The following is a 20,102-nucleotide window of genomic DNA, read 5'->3' on the forward strand; positions in this document are numbered from 1 at the left end:
AACGTGCAGCAGTTCCACCTGCCCGACGTGGGCGAGGGTCTGACCGAGGCTGAGATCGTGACCTGGCTCGTCGCGGCGGGCGACGTGGTCGAGGTCAACCAGATCCTCGTCGAGATCGAGACCGCCAAGTCGTTGGTCGAGCTTCCGTCGCCCTTCGCGGGTGAGGTCACCGAGCTGCATGCCGAACCCGGCGACACCGTCGAGGTCGGCAAGCCCATCATCAGCATCGCGACGGCCGGCGCGACGACACCGACGCCGTCGATCCCGGAGGCCCGTCCGGCGACCGAGGACGAGCCCAAGCTCCTCGTCGGCTACGGCGCGAAGGAGACGAGCGGGCGACGTCGCCGACGCGGTGCGGCCACGCCCGCTCCGGCGGCGGCCACGCCCGCTCCGGCGGCGGCCACCCCCGCTCCGGCGGCGGCCACCCCCGCTCCGGCGGCGGTCCGGTCGGGGCCGGTCAGGTGCAAGCCCCCGGTGCGCAAGCTGGCCAAGGTGCTGGGGGTCGACCTGGCCGAGGTCACTCCGACAGGGCTCGACGGCATCGTGACCCGCGCCGACGTGCTGGCGGCGTCCACCAAGACGCCCGACGTGATGCCGCCGCCGGCGGTGGCCGAGTCCTCGGTGGACGAGATCCGCATCCCGATCAAGGGTGTGCGCAAGCACACCGCCGCGGCGATGGTCAGCTCGGCGTTCACCGCCCCGCACGTCACGGAGTTCGTGACCCTCGACATCACCGCCACGATGGAGCTGCGTGAACGACTGGCTTCTCGCCGCGACATGAAGGACGTCAAGCTCAGCCCCCTGACGTTCATCGCCAGGGCATTCCTGCGTGCCATGGAGCGCACCCCCTCGTCGAACTCGAGGTGGGACGAGGAGGCCCAGGAGATCGTCCAGCTGCGCGACATCAACCTCGGCATCGCCGCAGCAACCCCCCGTGGTCTCGTGGTGCCCAACATCCGAGCTGCCCAGAGGCTGTCCCTCGCGGAGCTCGCCGACGCGATCGCCGACCTCGCGACCACCGCCCGAGCAGGCCGGACCACCCCCGAGGCGATGTCGCACGGCACTGCCACGATCAGCAACTTCGGTGTGTTCGGCGTCGACACGGGCACCCCGATCCTCAACCCGGGGGAGACCGTGATCCTCGGCGTGGGCACGATCTCCCGTCGGCCGTGGGTGGTCGGGGAGGGCGTGGACGAGCGCATCGAGCCACGGTGGGTCACGACGCTCGCGCTCTCGTTCGACCATCGGGTCATGGACGGTCAGCAGGGATCCGAGCTGCTCGCCGACACCGCGGCGGTCCTGCGCGACCCCGCGCTCGCCGTCCTCTGAGCTCGTGTGGGACGACGCGGGGATCCCCGCACCACCTCGGATCGCATCCCCGATCGTGACCCTTCAGAGCCAAGGAGAGCCGACGTGACGAATGGTCGGCGCTCCTCGCCAGCAGGCGGTGATCTCGGCACCAGCAACGCTCTGCCACCCACGGTGGTCGACATCAGCGGGGACGGTCGCAGTCGCGGAGAGGCCCACGGCGAGAGTCTGCGGTCGACGATCGACACTGCTCTCCATCGCTGGCGTGACCACGTCGCCGCCCGCCACGGCCTGACGCCCTCGCGGTTCGTCGAGGTTTTCCTGGCATCCACCGGCTTCGTCCAGACGGTCGAGCAGATGGCCCCGGACCTTCACGAGGAGGTGCTCGGGATCGCAGCCGGTAGTGGCCAGCCCTTGGACGAGATCTGGGCCTACAACCTGATGGACGAGGAGTGGCGCTTCCAGCACGACCAGGGGGTGGGCTGCAGTCTGTTGGCAGCACGATCTACCGCTCCCGCAGGCGGTGTCCTGATGGGGCAGAACATGGACCTGCCCTCGTCGATGGCCGGAACCCAAGCGGCTCTCCGCATCGCAGCTGCTGCCGACGAGCCAGCGCAGATCGTGCTGACCGCGGCCGGGATGGTGGGCCTCTTCGGCGTCAACCGCGCCGGTGTGGGGTGCTGCGTCAACACGCTCGGAGGGCTGCCAGCCGGGCGGTCGGGTCTGCCGGTCGCCTTCATCGTGCGTGAGATCCTGCGCCGGCCGAACGCGGACGCCGCCGTCACGTGGCTCAAGGCCGTACCCCACGCGTCGGGCCAGCACTACGCCATCGGTGACAGACACTCGGTCAGGGGGTTCGAGTGCTCGTCCGAGGCGTGCGTGGAGGGCCCGCCGACCGAGCGTCTCGTCCACACCAATCATCCGATCTGGGCTGACTCGCCATCGAGCGTCGAGGGTGATTGGGGCGGGTTGACCACCTTCGCGCGCTTGGAGGCCTTGCTGTCGATCGTCCCTGGCATCGAGCGGGCGGGCGACATCGAGTCCGCGCTGAGCGATCCCTCCGCCGGCCTGTGCGTCCAGCCGACGAGCGAGGTGCGCACGGAGACGTTCTGCAGCGCCGAGTTCACGCTCTCGGAGTCGCCGGCAGTGCGAGTCGCGCTGGGCCGCCCTGACACGGCGGAGTGGTTCGACCTCCCCTGGCCCGACGCATCGTGAGCAGCGACGAGCCGTCCGCCTGGGGGCTGGCTGACGCCTTCAGCCATGCCACTGGGCACGTGCGACATCGGTCAGCCTTGTTCTCGTGACCGACACGTGCCGCGATTCGTAGGTCGTTCGAACGGTTACGGGAGACGGCCGCTCAGCGAGACTTCACGAGTGACCTCCGACCAGACCTGCGCCGTCCGAAGACTGACGAGGAGAGGTGCATGACCACCGAGATGAGCGAGCTCGAGCCGAGGCGGCTGACTCCACCCTTCGTGGCATCGCCGACTCAGCAGTGGCGGGTGCGGTGATGGAGCCCGCGTACAGGACGTCGCTGCGCGCGCTTCGCGCCGAGGATCACATCACGTGGCGAGATCGCAGCTTTCCGGACGGCGACGTGGCCATCACCGATGTTGCCGCGCAGCGCTGGAATCTGCTGGACGGCACGTTTCATCTTCCCGTCATGGCGCTCCGGAGGTCTGCGCTGGACCGCAATCTCTCGCTCATGCGCGACTACTGCCTCGCCCACGACGTCTTGCTGGCGCCTCACGCGAAGACCACGATGAGCCCACACCTGGCCGCCGAGCAGCTGGACGCCGGCGCGTGGGGGATCACCGTCGCCAATGTCGAGCAGGCTCGCGTGTTCATCTCCGCCGGCGTTCGTCGGCTCCTCATCGCCAATCCCGTCGTGGGGGCGGCCGACCTCACCTACCTGGCCGTCCAGCGCCGCATCGATCCCGACCTCGACGTCCTGACGTTGATCGACTCGGATGCTGCCGTCGAGATCATGGACACCGCGCTGCGTGAGCTCGGAGAGGACCTGCCGCGGATGCCGGTCCTGATCGAGGTCGGCTACGCCGGTGGGCGTGGTGGGGTCCGCACCACCGCGGATGCGATGGACGTGGCGGACGCCGTTCGACGGAGTCAGCACCTCGAGCTGGTGGGGATCGAGGGCTTCGAAGGGCTCGTCCCCGGCGACACCGTCGATGATCAACGACGCCGCGCCAAGACCTTTCTCAGCTGGTCTGCTTCGGTGGTGCACCGGCTCCACGAGCGCGAGCTGCTGTCTCGCGACACCCCCATCGTGTCGTTCGGCGGGAGCTCGTTCTTCGACCTGGTGGTGTCCTGCTTCAGGGACGAATGGGTGGGCCCTCGGGTCGACGTGGTGCTCCGCAGCGGGTGCTACCTGACCCACGACCACGGCATCTACGCTCGAACATCACCCTTGCTCCACCAGGCGCCCGGCCCCTTGCCGGCCGTCGAGGTGTGGGGCGAGGTGCTCTCGTGCCCAGAGCCGAACCTGGCGGTCGTGGGGGTGGGGCGGCGAGATGTGTCCACGGACGCGGGACTTCCGATCCCGATCGCCGTCCGGCGTGCCCGCGTGACGAGGGAGCCCGTGGGTCTGCAGGTCACGGCGGTCAACGACCAACATGCCTTCGTCGCCGTCTCGGGTGGCGACGAGCTCCAGGTGGGGGACCTGGTCTGCTTCGGTGTCTCGCACCCCTGTACGACGTTCGACAAGTGGCGGTTGATCCCGCTGATCACGGAAGACCATGAGGTCATCGATGCCATTCGCACCTACTTCTGACCTGTCCGATGCCGATCACGGCGGAGCCGGCAACCTGCAGCTCATGCTGGCGGACCTGGCCCGTCTGGTCCGCACCGAGTCGCCGTCCTCGGATCTCGAAGCCGTGCGTCGCTCGGCCCGGATCATGGCGGACCTCGTGCACGAGCGGTTGTCGCGCCGGCCCGAGATCGTCGACGTGGACGGTGTGCACCACGTCCTGCTGCGGGGTGCAGATCCGCGGGTCCTGATCCTCGGCCATCACGACACGGTCTGGCCGATCGGCACGCTGGACGTCCTGCCCTACCTCGAGGCCGACGGCGTGGTGCGCGGGCCCGGGTGCTTCGACATGAAGCTCGGCGTGGTGCAGGCGGTGCACGCACTCGCCCGCCTGGTCGAACGTCACGGTTCGCGAGCGCTCGACAGGGTGACCCTCCTGGTGACCGGCGACGAGGAGGTCGGCTCCACGACGTCGCGAGCCATCATCGAGGCGGAGGCTGCGCGTTGCTCGGCGGCTCTCATGCTCGAGGCGGCAGGACCAGGTGGGTCGTTGAAGACGGCGCGCAAGGGCGTCTCGCGCTACGACGTCGCGGTCGTCGGTCGCGCGGCCCACAGCGGTCTCGAACCCGAGAAGGGCATCAACGCGACCATCGCAGCCGCCGAAGCGGTCCTGGCGATCGCCGTGCTCGGCGATGCCGCTGCGGGCACGACGGTGACACCGACGGCGCTGACCTCGGGCACGTCTCCGAACACCGTCCCCGCCTCAGCGACGTTCGCTGTCGACGTGCGAGCGACGACGGTCGACGAGCAGCGACGTGTGGATGCGGCGATTCGCGGCGTGCGTCCCGCCGTCGACGGCGCCCGGATCGACGTACGCGGTGGCATCAACCGGCCACCGATGGAGCGGGTCGCTGCCGAAGGGCTCTTCCGTCGTGCCGAGCGAATCGCCCACGACCTGGGGCACCCGCCACTCGTGAGCGTGTCCGTCGGAGGTGCCTCGGACGGCAACTTCACCGCCGGCATGGGTGTGCCGACCCTCGACGGCCTCGGTGCGGTGGGCGGGGGTGCCCACGCAGACGACGAGCACGCGGAGATCGCATGGATCCTCCCGAGGACCGACCTGCTCGAGGCGTTGGTGGAAGAGATTGCGCTCGAGGGCTCGACCGCGGAGCGTTGACGTCGTCAGCGTCGATTGACGACGGCGAGACGGGTGCGCTCGCTGGCCGCGGCGAGCTCGTAGAGGACGTTGATGAGTCCGATGACCTCGCTCGGCCCGGTGACGTCCGCGCTGACGGTGCGGTCCCCGGTGCGGGAGCACCCGGGGATGTTCGCAGCCAGCTCAGCCCCGAGCGGCGAGGGCATGTCGACCTCGACCGTGAAGGTCGAGGGCAGCGACGGGACCGTCAGGTCGGTCGCTCCGCTGGTTGCACGGGCAGCACTCTCGCGGATCAGGTCCCTCGCCACACGAGGTGAGACCGAGTCGGTCGCGGAGAACCCGTGTGCGGTCTTCACCGTGACGATCTCCGCACCGGGGAACGCCTCGGTGGCGATCGTGCTGATGACGTCGTCGCCGCTGACCAGACCCACGGGAATCCCCAGCGAGGTCGCATGGAGCGCATTCACCTCGGCCTCGGACACCGGTGACCCGTTGAATCGGACCTCACCGAAGTGCGACGAGAAGGTGTGGGCCAGGACACCGGGTGCACCGGCAGGTGCGTGATATCCGACGAACAGTGCCACGACGCACTCGGCGGTCATGCCTTCGGCCATGCACTGGGCCTTGGGTGCGCCGAAGACCAGTCGCGCCCTGGGATCGAGTCGTTCATGGATCAGGTTGTCCATGGTGCCGTGCGAGTCGTTGACGACGACCTCCGTGGCCCCGCCGTCGAATGCCCCGGCGATGGCGGCGTTCGCCTCCTCGGTCATCAGCTCCTGAGCCCGGGCGTACCCGAAACCACCCCGCAGGATCTGGTCGAGTGTGGCGATGCCTGCGACGCCCTCCATGTCGACCGATATGTACACCTTCACGACGTGCTCCTCACCCGTTGTCCTGTCAGCCCGGCGTCGGGACCCGACCATGATGCTCCTAGCCTCGCGCGCACGTGGGCCTCGGCGCTTGTTCACACGCCCAAACGCCGATCATCTCGCCTGTACCATCGCCCCATGTCTGCGCCCTTCTCGCAAGAAACAGACCTCGGCCGCTTGACCGAACGACTCGGTTCGACGCTGCTCACGCTGGTGGCGGGGGAGGCGCAGTCGACCAGGACGATCTCGACGGTCGTTCTCCTGGACCCGCTCGATCCTCCGGACGTCGTACCGGGAGCCTTGGTGCTGGGGGTCGGTGTCGGCGCCGATGGCGACCTCGAGTCGCTGGTCGAGGAGCTGGGCGAATCACGCGCTGCCGCCCTCATCGTGCGGGAGCCCGTGACGATCGACCCGGGCGTGGCGGAGTCCGCCCGGCGGCACCAGGTCTCCGTCTTCGGGTTGGTGCGTGGCGCATCGTGGGTGCAGGTGGCGACTCTGCTGGCAGGCGCGTTGAACATCGGTACGGACGAGCACGGCTCTGCCGACGTCGACTCAGGACGTGATCTCTTCACGCTGGCGAACGCGCTGTCGGCGCTGCTCGGCGCGCCGGTCACGATCGAGGACCGGTCCTCGCGGGTCGTCGCATTCTCCGCTGACCAAGCTGGCACCGACGAGCCGCGCCGGCTGACGATCCTCGGCCTTCAGGTGCCCGAGCTGTACAGCTCGATACAGCGCGAGAGGGGGGTCTTCCGCCGGATCTACCAGTCGGACAGGCCGATCTACCTCGAGAAGCCCGCTCCGGACACCCTGCCCCGAGTCGTCATGCGGGTGCAGGCCGGCGGCGAGGTCATGGGATCGATCTGGGCAGTCGTCTCCGAGCCGCTGACGCCCGAACGCGAGCAGGGGATGATCGAGGGCGCTCAGGTCGTGGCGCTGGCGATGCTCCGCGCCCGTGTCAGCGCGGATGCGTCCCAACGGCTGTCGGAATCGATCGCCTCGAGGCTCCTCGAAGGCGGTACCAGTGCGCGTGAAGCGGCGCAGCAGCTGGGCATCGAGTCGTCGCCCGCCTGCGTCATCGCGATCGGGCCCTCCAGCGGCCCCGACGAGGTGCGCATCGCGGCGGACACCCAGCGTGCGGCGTCGGCTCTGCGCATGAATCTGCAACCGGTGTTCCCCCGTGCGATCGCAGCTCAGCTGGGAGGGGTGGTCTATGCCGTCGTCCCGTTCCGGACGAACGACGATCGCACGATGGCCGCTGTCGAGAACCTCGCTTCCGAGTTCATCGCGAGGCTCGACACGACCTCCGAGTTCTGTGCGGGCCTGGGTGACGTGGTCCCGGACATCGGCGACCTCCACCTCTCACGGCGCGACGCGGACGCAGCCCTGCGGGTCGTGAGGTCCAGGTCGCGATCGAGAGAGCGCGTCGCACGGTTCGCCGACGTGCAGCTCGATGCGGTCATGCACCGCATCAGCGACTCGATCAAGGCCGACCGCATCCAGTTCCACGGCCCCTTGGAGACGCTCCGCGAGTACGACCACACCCACGGCGCCGAGCTGATCTCGACGCTGCAGAGCTGGCTCGAGCACTTCGGCGACGTCACGGCCGCGGCGCAGGCGATGCACGTGCACAAGAACACCCTGCGATACCGACTCGATCGGGTGGCCGCGATCGCGGGCGCCGATCTGTCAGATCCTGACGTCCGGTTCAGCCTCCTGCTGCAGCTCCGGCTTGCGACCGGCCCGACCGAGGCGCATCGACGGCCGTAGACAGGGTGTTTGGCCTTCCGTCCAAGAAGGATCTGTATCTATCAGATGGACGCACGAAGAGTGAGTCGTGTTCGATGAAGGACGCTATGAGCCCAACGTCACACTACGGCTCTGACCAAGGCGGTCTCACATGAAACGACGCGCGGCTCTTGCAGCACTCATCACGCTTCCGCTGACTCTTGCGGCCTGCAGCTCTTCAGACTCGGGCGGGAAGGGTGGGGACGTCGTCAAGGACGGCTCGTTCTCGATGGCCGTCGACTCCGATCCCGGCAACCTGAACCCCTTGGTGACCAACCTCGTCAACGCCCAGATCGTGGGACTGCTGGCCTACGACTCGCTCATCTACGACGATCCCAAGACGTCGAAGCCCTCTCCGTACCTGGCCACGAGCTGGACGGAGAGCCCGACCAAGGTGACGTACACGCTTCGCGACGGCATCACGTGTTCGGACGGGTCGCCGTTCACGGCACAGACAGCAGCCGACAACCTCAACTGGATCATCGATCCCAAGAACGGGTCGCCGCGCCTGGAGTCGGTCGTGCCGGCCGACGCCAAGGTCTCCGCGAAGGGCAACGTCCTGACGGTCGAGACGACCAAGCCGCGGCCGTTCATGCTGGCTGACCTCGGTTCGCAGCAGATGGCATGCGAGGGTGCGCTGAAGGATCCCAAGAGCGTGTCGGCCAAGAGCGACGGGACGGGCCCGTTCGTGATCGACCGGGTGGTGGCAGGCGACTCGATCACGCTGACCCGGAGGGACAACTACACGTGGGGTCCGAACGGAAGCACGACCGCCACTGCCGGCATACCGAAGACGGTCGTCGTCAAGATCGTGCCCAGTCCCTCGACGCGCGCCAACCTGCTGCGTTCGGGCGAGCTCAACGCCGGAGTGGTGAGTGGCAGTGACGAGGATCGGCTCAAGGGTCTGAAGTCCGTGCCGTCGCCGACCTTGTCCGGGATGATCATCTACAACCACCTCAAGGGACTGCCGACCGCTGAGGTCGACGTTCGAAAGGCGCTGACCGAGGCCATCGACCTCGACACGCTGACCAAGGTGCTGACAGGTGGCAAGGGCGAACGTGCGACGTCGCTGGTGAGTGGCGCTGGACGCCGCTGCACGTACGACACGGTGTCCAAGACGCTGCCGGAGAACGACGCATCGGCGGCGGCCGCGAGCCTGGAGGCCGCCGGCTACGCCAAGGGTGCGAGTGGGAAGTACGCCAAGGACGGCAAGGCGTTGACCATCACCCTCTTGTACGACAACAGCACGGACACGCGCAGTGCCGCAGCGGAGTACGTCGCCAAGCAGTGGGAACAGCTCGGCATGGACGTCAAGCTCGTCGGCGGTGACGAGAACTTCGTCCTCGGGCGGTCCTTCGCTGCGAAGGACCCCAGCGGCTGGACCGCGACGCTCGGCCTGATCCTGCAGTCCGGCACCCCGGCGATCTTCCCCCAGTACCTCGCGGGCCCTGCGACGCCGACCGGCACGAACTTCGCCTCGATCGCGAACGAGGCCTACGAGCAGGCTGTGGCCGACGCGGCGGACAAGACCGGCACTGAGGCCTGCGCAGCCTGGGCCAAGGCCGAGGAGACGTTGTTCACGAGCGCGGACCTCATCCCGGTGTCGGTCACTCCGTTCAAGCTGTACTTCAACGGTGCGACCTCGGCCGTCAGACCGGTCGACGGCGCGATCCCCGGTACCGCGATCCGTGTCCTGAAGTGACGACTGAACACGCCGCGATGCCGAACCCGGGCACGGCCGAGCCTGCTCCCCTCGCGGCGAGGGGGCTCGGCCGCGGCAACGCGCTGGTCACGTTCATCGGCCGGAGGCTGATGCGGCTCGTGTGGTCGGTGATCGCCCTGGTGACCGTGGCGTTCTTCATGGTGCGACTCATCCCCGGCGACCCGGTTCGCAACGCCCTCGGCACGAACGCCTCGGCCGCCATCGTCGAGGCGCGACGGGAGAGCCTGGGTCTCAACGACCCGCTGTGGATGCAGTACGGCAACTTCTGGAAGGGGCTGGTGACGGGGAACCTGGGCGACTCGTTCTCGCTGAGCACGCCCGTCTCGACGATCATCGGCCAGCGGCTGCCGGCAACCCTCGAGCTGTCCTTCCTCTCGCTCGCCGTGGTCCTCCTGGTGTCGGTTCCGGTGGGAATCGTCGTCGCAGCCCTGACCCGAGGCGGGCGCCGCCGGGCGGTCGACTTCACCTACACCTCCGTCAGCGGGTTGCTCTCGGTGATCCCGGAGTTCCTGATCGGCGTCGGCCTCGTGTACGTGTTCGCGGTGCACTCGCAGATCCTGCCTGTCGCGGGCCGCAGCGGGCCGAGCTCGTACGTCCTGCCCGTGCTGGCGTTGTCGATAGGAGTCAGTGCGGGTATGTCCAGGATCGTGCGCGTCGAAGCCTTGACGGTCTTCGACCAGGACTACATCCGAACGGCGCGAGCCAAGCGGATGTCGAGAACACGCCTGTACCTCCGGCACGCGCTCCCGAACCTCCTGACCTCGTCGCTCACCGTCGGCGGGATCGTCCTCGGGTCGCTCATCGCCGGAACCGTCCTGGTCGAGACGATCTTCTCGTGGCCCGGGCTAGGGCTGACGATCGTGGATGCCGTGCGGAGCAAGGACTTTCCGCTCGCCCAAGGCATCGTCGTCGTGTACGGGCTGATCGTCCTGATCGCCAACCTCCTGATCGACATCGCTCTGGTGTGCCTCGATCCGCGCTCAGCCCTCAAGGACAGCTGATGACCACACTCGACCCCGACACGCTGCCATCGATCTCGGACGCTGCGACACATCCGATCGACATCACGAGGCGTCCTCGCCACGGGTTCGGCGCGACACTGCGCTCGCCCATCGGTATCGCCGCGACCGTCACCCTGCTCACCCTCGTGTTCTTCGCCATCTTCGGGCCCGTGCTGTGGGGGGAGACGGCTGGACAGGCGGACCTGACGAAGCTGTCGGCGAAGCCCAGTGCCGAGCACCTGCTCGGGACGGACGCCGGGGGGCGTGACGTCCTGGCGCGAGTCCTGACCGCCACGCGGCTGTCCCTGACCTCGGCCCTGATGGCCACGGCGATAGCGGTGTCGGTGGGTGTCGTCGCTGGTCTGCTGCCGATCGTCGCCCCTCGGCGCATCGCCAACGCGGTCAACGGCGTCATCGGTGTGGCCTTGGCCTTCCCCGCCCTGCTGCTCGCCATCGTGGTCTCCATCATGTTCGGTGCGGGTCTGGTCGGCGTCAGCTTGGCCATCGGCCTGGCCATGGCGCCTTCGTACGCCAGGCTGACCCAGACCCTCGGTGCCTCCGTGGCAGGACGCGACTTCGTCGCGGCCGCACGCATCCTCGGTGCCGGGCGCACGCGGATCCTGGTCAAGCACATCCTCCCCAACGTGCGGGATCCCCTCATCGTCAACGCGAGCATCGGCGCAGGCACGGCGCTCGTCGCCGCGACGGGGCTGTCCTTCCTCGGCCTGGGAGTCCAGGCGCCTCGGTACGACTGGGGCCGGATGCTCGGCGAGAGCCTCAACTCGATCTACGTCAACCCTGCAGCCTCCCTCGGGTTGTGCGCTGCCATCGTTCTCGCTGGAGTCACCTTCGCCTTGACCGGCGAGGCGCTGGCACGCGCGCTCGGCGTGCACCGCCCATCGGGACGCCGGAAGCGCCGGCCTTCATCGGCAGGGTCTGAGGGGTCTGCGGTTCCGCAGCCCCAGCGGGTCGTCGACGACGCCGTGCTGTCGGTGCGCGGACTCACCGTCCAGGCCCCGCAGGCCGAGGGCTGGACCACGCTGGTCGACGGAGTGAGCTTCGACGTCGGCAGGGGCGAGATCGTGGGCATCGTCGGCGAATCCGGGTCGGGCAAGTCGCTGACGTGCATGGCGGTGGCGTGTCTTCTGGAGCAGCCCCTGAGCGTCTCGGCGTCGTCGATCCGTTTCGACGACACCGAGCTGGCGGTCGATGGTCATTCAGGCGCCGCGCCACGAGGCAAGGAGGTGGCGGCTCAGCTCGGCACTCGCATGGCGCTCGTGTTCCAGGACCCCTCCACGTCTCTCAACCCATCGATCCATGTCGGGACGCAGGTCGCGGAGATCGGCGAGCTGCACGGTGGTCTCAGCCGGAAGGAGGCGCGGCGCCGGGCGATCGACAGGCTGGGTTCGGTCAGGATCCCCGATCCTGAACGACGTGCTGGTCAATACCCCCACGAGTTCTCGGGCGGTATGAGGCAGCGCGCCATGCTCGCCATGGGGCTCATGGGTGAGCCCGCGCTCATCATCGCCGACGAGCCCACGACCGCCCTCGACGTGACGGTCCAGCGCGAGGTCCTGTCGCTGCTGCACGAGGTCAACCAGGAGCGCGGAACCGCGGTGATGTTCGTGTCGCACGACATCTCGCTCGTCTCCTCGTTCTGCACGCGTGTGCTCGTGATGTACCGGGGGTCGCTCGTCGAGGACCTCACTGCCGCGGACCTGGCAGCCGGTCGTGCTCAGCACCCCTACACGCGCGCACTCGCTGCGTCCGTGCCGCACATGGACTCCGAGCCGGGTTCGGAGTTCGCCACGATCCACGAGGGAGCGGTGTTCGACGACGATCCCGCACAGGGAGCATCATGACGAGACTGACCTTCGAGAATGTGTGGGTCCGCTACGGATCCGGTCGTTCGTCCCACGACGCGGTGCGGGGCGTCGATCTGGTGGTCCCAGACGGGCGGCTCGTCGGGCTGGTCGGGGAGTCCGGATCGGGAAAGTCGACTCTTGCCCGCGCCGCGGTGGGTCTGCAGGAGCCAAGCAGGGGGCGCATCCTCGTGGACGACGTCGATGTCGTGGGCGCTCGTGGGAAGACGGCCGCTGTGCGCAGGCAGGTCCAGATGGTCTTCCAGGACGCGAACTCATCCTTGAACCCTCGGATGTCGATCGGTGCCTCGATCGAGGAGGCCTTCGTCGTCCGCGGCGCGGGTGGCGGACGCGCCGGACGGCGAGCCGAGGTGGCCACGCTGCTCGAGCTCGTCGAGCTCGATCCGGCGAGGGCCGGCGACCTCCCGTCGCAGCTCTCGGGAGGCCAGCGCCAGCGGGTCTCCATCGCGCGTGCACTCGCCGCCGAGCCGCGCATCCTCCTGGCGGACGAGATCACCTCGGCGCTCGACGTGTCGGTGCAGGGGACGGTCCTCAACCTGCTCATGCGCGTGCAGCGTGAGCTGGACCTGACGGTGCTGTTCATCAGTCACAACCTCGCCGTCGTGCGTCAGCTCTGCGACGACGTGGCCGTCATGAAGGACGGCGAGATCGTCGAGGTCGGACCGGCGGCGTCGGTGATCGACGATCCACAGCACCCCTACACCCAGGAGCTGATCGCGGCCATCCCGCGCGTCGGCACCCCCCTCTTCGACCGAGGAGCCCATCGATGAGCACGCGTCCACTCACGCTCGACGACATCCACCAGATCGTCACAGTCCCTGAGACGGCGATCAGGCAGGACGGGACGTCAGTCGTCTTCACCAGGCGCGAGGTCGTCGACGGTCGGACGTGCACCTCCTTGTGGGAGGTGAGCGAGGACCACGAGGCCAGACCGCTCACGCGGGGTACCAGCGACCGCGCCCCAGTGGTCACGTCGTCGGGCGTCGTCTTCCTCAGAGACGTCGCCGGCGTCCCTCAGCTGCACGTGCTCCCGCAGCAGGGGGAGCCGCTGCAGCTCACGACGCGGCGTCTCGGGGCCGGTCCCGCGACGCTGAGCCCCGACGGCACGCAGCTGGCCTTCGTCGCGCCCGTCCAGGAATATCCAGCGCAGAGCCGGGCTCCCATCGTGTCCGACACGCTCGACATCGAGGCGGACGGAGTGGGGTGGGTCGGCGGCGCCCGTCGGCACGTGTTCGTGCTCGACCTCGCCAGCGCGCGCGTCCGGCAGGTCACCGACGGCGACTACGACGTCGACGACCCCGCGTGGTCGCCGGACGGGGAGCAGCTCGCCTTCGTCGCGGGACTGGCGCGGTCTGCGGACGTCACCCTTGAACGACGTGCGTTTGTGATCGACGTCGACGACCCGCTGGCGCCCCTCGAGACGGTGGGCCACGCGGCCGGGCTCATGGGTCCGGTGCTCTGGGCGCCCGACGGGGAATCCGTCATCGCGGTGGGGTCGAGCTCGGTCGACGACGGTCCTGCCCGGCTCGTGCGCCTGCACCGCGGAGATCGACCCGACGACGACCTCACGGCCGGCCTCGACCTGAACGTGATGCCGGGAGCGACCGGCTACCCCGGCGGGCGGCCGACGCTGACGGCCGATGGCCTGCAGATCGCCTTCTGCGTGCGCGACCGCGGGTGGACCCATCTCTACGGCGTGGAGCTGAGCGGAGGATCGCCTCGACCGATCGTCGCCGAACCGCACCACGTCGTGTCGGCGCTGTCGGTCGCCGCGTCGGCGCCCCGTGCAGCTGTCGTCCTGACGACGCAGGAGTCGTTCGCGGAGGTTGCGACGGTCGACCTGGCGACGGGAGCGGTACGGGTCGTGACCTCGCTGAAGGACCAGAGCCTCCCCGGCGTCGAGCTCTACCGTCCCGATCCGCGTCAGTTCACGATCAGCGACGGGACCGTCGTGCACGGCTGGTTGACGTCGGCGCCGGAGACGACCGGACCAGCCCCTCTTCTCCTCGACGTCCACGGCGGTCCTCACAATGCATGGTCGGGCGTCGCGGACGACATCCACCTCTACCAACAGCTGCTCGTGGCCCGGGGATGGCGCGTGCTCACGGTCAACCCGAGGGGATCCGACGGTTACGGCGAGGAGTTCTACCGCGCGGTGAACGGCGGCTGGGGGCAGGTCGACCTGGCCGACTTCCTGGAGCCCGTCGACCAGCTGGTCGCCGAAGGGCTGGCGGACCCGGAGCGGCTCGCCGTCACCGGGTACAGCTACGGCGGGGCGGCGACCTGTGCGCTCACCGCGCACACCGACCGATTCGCTGCCGCCGTGGCAGGCGGGCTCCTGTGCGACTTCGCAGCCTTGGCCGGACGTCGGCTCGGCGAAGGTTATTTCGCGTCGATGACCGCGGGACTCGTGCCGACGGACACGGTTCTCCTGGCCGAGCGCTCACCCATCGCACGCGTGGCCCACGTGGCCACGCCGACCCTGATCCTCCACGGTCAGGACGACGCGACGTGCCCCGTCGGCCAGGCGCAGGAGTGGTTCTCCGCCCTCCGGCACCAGGGAACGCCGAGCCGCCTGGTGGTGTACCCGGGCGGCAGCCATCTCTTCATCGCGGAGGGACTGATCGAGCATCGGGTCGACTACCACGCGAGGGTCGTGGAGTGGGTCGAGCAGTACGCGCGAAGCGTCCCGAAGCCTGACGCCGCCTCTCCCGCGCCTCGGGGCGTCGCTTACTGGCAGCGCCGCCTCGACCTCCTTCGTGAACGACACGGAGTGGTCGGCGCACAGCTCGCGATGGTGCAGCTCGACGAGACGGGCCGACCGTTCGACCGGCTCACCGTGAGCTCTGGCGTCCTCAACGCAGCCACGCAGGCCCCGGTGGTCGACGATGCGCTCTTCCAGATCGGGTCGATCACCAAGGTGTGGACGACGATGCTGGTCATGCAGCTCGTCGACGAGGGTCTGCTCACGCTCGACGATGCGGTGCGTGACGTCCTGCCCGACTTCCGCCTGGCCGACTCAGCCACCCCGGAGGTGACGGTGGGCGAGCTGCTCGACCACACCAGCGGGATCGATGGCGACGTCTTCACGGACACGGGGCACGGCGAGGACTGCGTCAAGGTCTACGTCGACGAGCTGGCCTCGGTCAGGCACATCCACCCGCGCGGTGAGCGGTTCTCGTACTGCAACGCGGCGTTCGTCGTCGCGGGTCGCATCGTGGAGGTTCTCCGTGGGATGAGCTGGGAGGACGCCGTCCGGCGTCACCTGATCGAGCCACTCGGCCTGCACCACACCATCGCCTCGTCGGACGAGGCGGGTCGGTTCGCGGTCGCGACGGGGCATGCGATGGATGGCGATGCCGCCGTGCCGGTACCGCAGTGGTCGATCACCCGATCGATGGGTCCGGCGGGGCTGATCTCGGCACGGGCCGGCGATCTGCTGACCTTCGCCGAAGCCGTGCTGCGCGGAGGCGTGTCGGATGACGGCACCCGAGTGCTGTCCGAGAAGAGCGTCCGGCTCATGACCGAGGAACGGGTCGACCTGCGCGACACGCACGTCACGGCGACGGGATGGGGCCTGGGATGGTTCCTCGAGGACTGGGGCGGCCGAGAGGTCTACGGGCACGACGGCGGGACCATCGGCCAGCGAGCCTACCTGCGCGTGTTCCCGGAGGCTGGCTACGCGGTCGTGCTGCTGACGTCCGGCGGACGTGCCGACGGGCTCTACGCAGAGCTCTTCTCCGACGTGGCCATGGCGATCGACGGGAGTGTCCTGCCGCCTCGGCTGCGCCCTGAACCTGCGCAGGCCATCGAGACGTTGGAGGGCACGTGGGCCTGTGCGGGCACACGGGCCGACGTGCGCCGCGTCGGGGACGGGCTCACGCTCACCTTGACGGATCTGATGGGCATGGTCGACGACGCGCCCCAGAGCATGTCGACCACTGCTCTCCAGCCCTCCGCGACGCCTGGCGTCTACGCGTTCACGACTCCCGACATGGCTGGGTGGGATCAGCTGCGCGTGGTGCCGGGTGGCATCTACATCGGGTCCCGATACCTGCGGGAGACCACGCCATGACCAGCACGACGACCTCCGCAGCGAGCCGGCCAGCAGAGACCGAGATCCGAATCCTGCACAGCGCTGAGGAGATGGAAGCGGCGTCCGACCTCGCAGCACACATCTGGAAGGTCGAGAGCGCGCAGTCCCACGTGAGCCCCGAGCTGCTCACCGCCCTCGCGCACGCTGGCAACTACGTCGTCGGCGCCTTCCGCGGTGATGAGCTGCTGGCCATGTGCGTCGGCTTCTTCCACCCCCCGCACGACCACGCGCTGCACTCGCACATCGCGGGCGTGCGTCCGGACGCCGCTGGAACGGGCCTGGGCGAGTCGCTCAAGCTGCACCAGAGGCAATGGTGCTTGGAGCGCGGCGTGAAGCGCGTGACCTGGACCTACGACCCGCTGGTGGCTCGGAACGGATACTTCAACATCCACAAGCTGGGGTGCGAGGTCGTGGCGTACCTGCCCGACTTCTACGGATCGATGCACGACGGGCTCAACCGGGGGCAGCACAGCGATCGGCTCCTGGTCTCCTGGCCCTTGGACGGGACGAGGGTCGAGGACTCCGCCCCGGACGATCCTGGGACGGCTGCCCTGCGCATGGTGGAGGGGCTGCCGGTGCTCGACCTCGGGGCGGTGCTCGACGCCGATCGGTGCTACGTGGAGATCCCCTCCGACATCGAGGCCATGCGCCGCGACGACCCCAGGTGTGCCGCGCAATGGCGCCTCGCCCTCCGGCACGCACTCGACGGACTGTTCAGCACCGGCTGGACCGTCATCAATTTCGACAGAGGCGGACGATACCGCCTGGCAAAGAAGGTTTGAATGCACATCGAGAAGATCGACCTCATCACGGTCCGCATGCCGTTGGTCCACCCGTTCACCACGTCGTTCTCGACGCAGACCGAGCGCTATCCGCTCCTGCTCCGCGTGACGGCGTCGATCGACGGCCGTTCTGTCATCGGCTGGGGTGAGTGCGTGGCGTTGAAGGAACCGTTCTACTCGCCGGAGTACCTGGACGGCGCCCGCGAGGCGCTGCAGCGCTTTCTGCTCCCGGGTCTGTTCGCAACGCAGGCACAGGGGCTGCGCGTGACGGCGCAGTCGGTCGGCGCGGCGATGAGGCATGTCGTGGGGCACCGCATGGCCAAGGCTGCCGTCGAGATGGCTGTGCTCGACGCGCAGCTGCGCAGCGCCGGTATCTCGTTCGCCGAGCACCTCGGCGTCACGAGGACCTCGGTGCCGTCAGGCGTCAGCGTCGGGATCGAGGACAAGATCCCCAACCTCCTGGCCCAGGTCGACGACTACGTCGCCCAGGGCTACGTCCGGGTCAAGCTCAAGATCCGTCCCGGATGGGACGTCGAGCCGGTCAAGGCGGTCCGGGAGCGTTTCGGTGACATCGCGCTCCAGGTCGACGCGAACGCGGCCTACCGGTTGTCGGACGTCTCGACGTTGCGCCGGCTCGATCCATTCGACCTGCTGCTCATCGAGCAACCGCTCGCGGAGGAGGATCTGCGTCAGCACGCCGTGCTGGCCCGGCAGATCGCGACGCCGATCTGCCTGGACGAGTCTGTCGTGTCGGCGCAGTCAGCAGCCGACGCGATCGCGCTCGGTGCCGCCAGCGTCATCAACATCAAGCCGGGTCGCGTCGGCGGGTATCTCGAGGCGGTCCGCATCCACGACCTGGCCGTCGCCAACGGGGTCGCCGTCTGGTGTGGCGGCATGCTGGAGACCGGTCTCGGCCGCTCGGCCAACGCCGCTCTGGCCGGCCTCCCGGGCTTCACGTTGCCTGGCGACATCTCGGCCTCGGACCGCTTCTACCAACGTGACATCACCGAGCCGGTCGTGATGGAGGACGGCGGTGTGGCCGTGCCGCAAGGCCCGGGATTCGGCGTGGAGCCGATCCCCGAGCTGCTCACGGAGTACACGGTGGATTCCGTGGAGGTGACGGCGTGATCGCCGTGCACCGCGCTGCGCACGTGGAGTGGATGTCGGCGAGGCTCCGGTGACGGCCGGTCAGGGGTCGTACGACGTCCTGGTCGTCGGTGCCGGCTCGTCCGGGACCGCGCTCGCCGCCGGGCTCGTCCGCCAGGGTCGTCGTGTCCTGCTGTTGGAGGCGGGGCGGGACTATCCCGCCTCCGACCTGCCAGAAGCGTGGCGATCGCCCAATCCGTTCAACGCCATCACGGACGGGGAGCTGGGCGACTACCTCTGGGAAGATCTCGTGGCAGCACGGACCGACGCTCAGGATCCCGCTCTCTACTGGCGGGGCAAGGGAGTGGGCGGGAGCTCCACGGTGAACGGGCAGATCGCCATCAGGCCGCCGGTCGAGGACTTCGACGAGTGGGCTGCCGACGGCTGCGCCGGTTGGTCGGCCGACGAGGTCATGCCTGCGTTCGTGGACCTCGAGTCGGACGTCGACTTCGGTGCCGAGGCCTATCACGGGGACGCCGGCCCCATCCCCGTCGTCCGCACGCCCGTCGAGCAGTGGGGAGCGGTCGACCTCGCGTTGCGTGATGCGGCGCTGGCGTCGGGACTCCCGTGGGCTGCCGACGTCAATGCGCCCGGGGCGAGTGGTGTGTCGCCCTACCCCATCAACTCGGTCGATCAGCGGCGAGTGTCGTGCAACGACGCCTACCTGGAGCCGCTCCGGGGCAGCTCGCTGCTGACGATCCGCGGTCACGCCGTGGTCGATCGGGTGCTGTTCGACGGCGGCCGTGCGGTGGGCGTGCGGCTCGCGGACGGCACGTCCTACCGTGCGGACACCGTCATCCTCAGTGCCGGCGCGATCGCGTCGCCGACGATCCTCATGCGTTCCGGCATCGGCCCGGCTCGAGACCTCGAGGCGCTGGGTGTTCCTGTGCGTGCCGACCTGCCCGTGGGACGAGGGCTGCAGGACCACCCCTTGGCGCTGATCGGTGTGCCTCTCACCGAAGCCGCGTCGGCCGGCCCCGAGGACCGGCACACCAACTGCTGCATCCGGTACTCCAGCGGCCTCGTGCCGGATGAGAACGACATGATGCTGGTCTCCCTGAACCAGAACGTGCTCGCGATGGCATCGGCCGACCTGCGTAGCGGCGCCGGCGCGGTCGGGGTGTTCGTCAACCGGACGTATTCACGGGGCGCCCTTCGGTTGGTCAGCACCGACCCGCGCGTCCAGCCGGAGGTGTCGCTCAGGATGCTCTCGGACGAGCGCGACCTCAGCCGGCTCGCCGCCGGCGTCGAGCGGTTGATGGGGCTGGTGGGTCATCCGGCCTTCACCACGATCGCGGCAGCCGACGTGAGGTCCTCCAACCCCGAGCTGAGCCGGGCCCTGAACGGACCGCCGGACGGTCTGCGCCGCCACCTGCTCGCCACCGCGGTCGACACCCAGCACCCGACCAGCACGTGCCGGATGGGGCACCCCGACGCCCTGACCACCGTCGTCGATCCCGACTGCCGGGTCGTCGGTGTCGAGGGCCTTCGCGTGGTGGACGCCTCGATATTCCCGTTCGTTCCCCGCGCCAATACTCATCTCGCGTGTGTCATGGCCGGCGAGCTCATGGCGCGAAGACTCAGCTGAC

General features: G+C 68.8%; 14 protein-coding genes. 13 read left to right on the forward strand and 1 reads right to left on the reverse strand.

Going from position 1 to position 20,102, the window contains the following annotated elements; genetic code table 11:
* The first annotated feature begins 3 nt into the window (after nt 1-3).
* The 4 genes from DX116_RS08805 to DX116_RS08820 all read left to right on the forward strand — a co-directional run bounded on the left by DX116_RS08805 (nt 4) and on the right by DX116_RS08820 (nt 5,249).
* Nucleotides 4-1,329 (forward strand): dihydrolipoamide acetyltransferase family protein, encoded by a 1,326-nt coding sequence (locus tag DX116_RS08805; protein ID WP_267897692.1) that lies wholly within the window; start codon nt 4-6, stop codon nt 1,327-1,329.
* Nucleotides 1,330-1,413: 84 nt separating this feature from the next.
* Nucleotides 1,414-2,523, forward strand: a complete 1,110-nt coding sequence (locus DX116_RS08810; protein ID WP_147393627.1) for a C45 family autoproteolytic acyltransferase/hydolase — start codon at nt 1,414-1,416, stop codon at nt 2,521-2,523.
* Between the two features lie 280 nt (nt 2,524-2,803).
* On the forward strand, nt 2,804-4,096 hold the full coding sequence (locus tag DX116_RS08815; RefSeq protein WP_119703727.1) for an alanine racemase: 1,293 nt from the start codon (nt 2,804-2,806) through the stop codon (nt 4,094-4,096).
* The gene (locus DX116_RS08820; protein WP_119703728.1) at nt 4,074-5,249 is read left to right on the forward strand and encodes a M20/M25/M40 family metallo-hydrolase; all 1,176 of its coding nucleotides are present in this window, start codon (nt 4,074-4,076) and stop codon (nt 5,247-5,249) included. Before DX116_RS08815 ends, DX116_RS08820 begins: the two co-directional genes overlap by 23 nt.
* A 5-nt stretch (nt 5,250-5,254) precedes the next feature.
* Here the strand turns inward: DX116_RS08820 and DX116_RS08825 are convergent, their stop codons facing one another.
* Nucleotides 5,255-6,100 (reverse strand): M55 family metallopeptidase, encoded by an 846-nt coding sequence (locus DX116_RS08825; RefSeq protein ID WP_119703729.1) that lies wholly within the window; start codon nt 6,098-6,100, stop codon nt 5,255-5,257.
* A 135-nt stretch (nt 6,101-6,235) separates the two neighbouring features.
* On the opposite strand from DX116_RS08825, the gene DX116_RS08830 reads away from it, so the two are divergent.
* The 9 genes from DX116_RS08830 (at nt 6,236) to DX116_RS08870 (ending at nt 20,101) form a co-directional block, all read left to right on the forward strand.
* Nucleotides 6,236-7,864 (forward strand): helix-turn-helix domain-containing protein, encoded by a 1,629-nt coding sequence (locus DX116_RS08830; protein WP_119703730.1) that lies wholly within the window; start codon nt 6,236-6,238, stop codon nt 7,862-7,864.
* Between the two features lie 130 nt (nt 7,865-7,994).
* On the forward strand, nt 7,995-9,584 hold the full coding sequence (locus DX116_RS08835; protein ID WP_119703731.1) for an ABC transporter substrate-binding protein: 1,590 nt from the start codon (nt 7,995-7,997) through the stop codon (nt 9,582-9,584).
* On the forward strand, nt 9,581-10,606 hold the full coding sequence (locus DX116_RS08840; RefSeq protein ID WP_199715967.1) for an ABC transporter permease: 1,026 nt from the start codon (nt 9,581-9,583) through the stop codon (nt 10,604-10,606). Before DX116_RS08835 ends, DX116_RS08840 begins: the two co-directional genes overlap by 4 nt.
* Nucleotides 10,606-12,468, forward strand: a complete 1,863-nt coding sequence (locus DX116_RS08845) for a dipeptide/oligopeptide/nickel ABC transporter permease/ATP-binding protein (RefSeq protein WP_119703733.1) — start codon at nt 10,606-10,608, stop codon at nt 12,466-12,468. The genes DX116_RS08840 and DX116_RS08845 overlap by 1 nt, the downstream gene beginning before the upstream one ends.
* Complete coding sequence (locus DX116_RS08850) at nt 12,465-13,259, forward strand: ABC transporter ATP-binding protein (RefSeq protein ID WP_119703734.1); 795 nt, start codon at nt 12,465-12,467, stop codon at nt 13,257-13,259. Before DX116_RS08845 ends, DX116_RS08850 begins: the two co-directional genes overlap by 4 nt.
* Nucleotides 13,256-16,564, forward strand: coding sequence for a serine hydrolase (locus DX116_RS08855; RefSeq protein ID WP_119703735.1), 3,309 nt, complete (start codon nt 13,256-13,258; stop codon nt 16,562-16,564). The genes DX116_RS08850 and DX116_RS08855 overlap by 4 nt, the downstream gene beginning before the upstream one ends.
* Nucleotides 16,561-17,367: a GNAT family N-acetyltransferase gene (locus DX116_RS08860; RefSeq protein WP_119703736.1), complete on the forward strand. Its 807-nt coding sequence runs from the start codon at nt 16,561-16,563 to the stop codon at nt 17,365-17,367. Before DX116_RS08855 ends, DX116_RS08860 begins: the two co-directional genes overlap by 4 nt.
* A complete protein-coding gene (gene menC, locus DX116_RS08865) occupies nt 17,368-18,495 on the forward strand; it encodes an o-succinylbenzoate synthase (protein ID WP_119703737.1) in 1,128 nt (375 codons plus the stop codon). It abuts the gene before it with no gap.
* Nucleotides 18,496-18,544: 49 nt separating this feature from the next.
* A complete protein-coding gene (locus DX116_RS08870; RefSeq protein WP_119704206.1) occupies nt 18,545-20,101 on the forward strand; it encodes a GMC family oxidoreductase in 1,557 nt (518 codons plus the stop codon).
* Nucleotide 20,102 lies beyond the last annotated feature (1 nt).

The sequence above is a fragment of the Aeromicrobium endophyticum genome, from assembly GCF_003586285.1.
GTDB classification, from domain to species: Bacteria; Actinomycetota; Actinomycetes; order Propionibacteriales; family Nocardioidaceae; genus Aeromicrobium; species Aeromicrobium endophyticum.